This is a genomic window from Brachyspira catarrhinii, assembly GCF_005518285.1.
Classification (GTDB): Bacteria; Spirochaetota; Brachyspiria; order Brachyspirales; family Brachyspiraceae; genus Brachyspira; species Brachyspira catarrhinii.
Window position 1 is genome coordinate 1 of sequence record NZ_SJDU01000610.1, and the last position, 948, is coordinate 948.

Here is a 948-nt window from a genome sequence, read left to right on the forward strand (position 1 = left end):
AAATCGGATATTTCTATATCTATATTTTTATTACTTTTATTTTTCATTATTAGGTGCTGATATACCTCTTTTAATGAAATTGCTTCTTCTACTTTAGGTCCTATAATTACTTTTTTTAAATAATCTCTTTCAAAAATTGGGGTTTCATAATTTAAGTATAGCCTATTTATGTCCTTATCAAATAAAACATTACTACCGTCATTTTTAACTAATTGAATAATTCTAAGCTCTTGTTCTTCAAAAAATGAGGAATGTTTGATTAAATATCTTATATTTATTAATAGTTTATATGCAATTTCTAATTCTTCATTTTCTAGTTCCTTAATAGTATCAAATATTTTATTAAAAATAATTCCTATATTATCATCAATTTTATTATCATATGAGAATGTCATATTACCTAATTCATTAAGTTTTATTCGTTTATTTTCATAAACACTATCAGTAGGATTATAAATAAGTTCGTTTTTATCTTTATCGTAATATAACATAAAATAAAGTGGAAGTTTATTTCCTCTATTGTTATAATATGATTTATTATAAATTGATTGTAATGTTTTATAAGAAAATTCTTCTTTTTCTATATCATTTTTATTTTCTTTTGAATCTGAACTGCCAAGATGTTGTGATGGACTTGCTATAGAAGAATTATCAGTATTAAAAAATGACTTTCCAAAAACCAAGCATACTCCTGTTCCTTCCTTACCTTCTTTTTTACCATATAATCTAAACATTGTAAGAGAATTCGTATATTTAATAAAAGAAGTTTGAAGGACTAAGTAATCTTTATTTGTTTCTTCTATATTAAAATTCTTTTCAGTATTTATTGATAACAAATTTTTTAATATTTCACCTTCCTGTGGGTCATTTGTTTTTGATATACTTGTAAGTCTCAAATATTCAATGCTATCACTTTGAATATCGCCTTCTTTTTTATTATAATCTATA

The 948-nt window shown here is 22.7% G+C and carries 1 pseudogene; it reads right to left on the reverse strand.

Annotated features, from left to right (window positions below):
- Positions 1-948 (reverse strand): annotated as a pseudogene (locus tag EZH24_RS12605) (DUF2971 domain-containing protein); the annotation flags it as partial.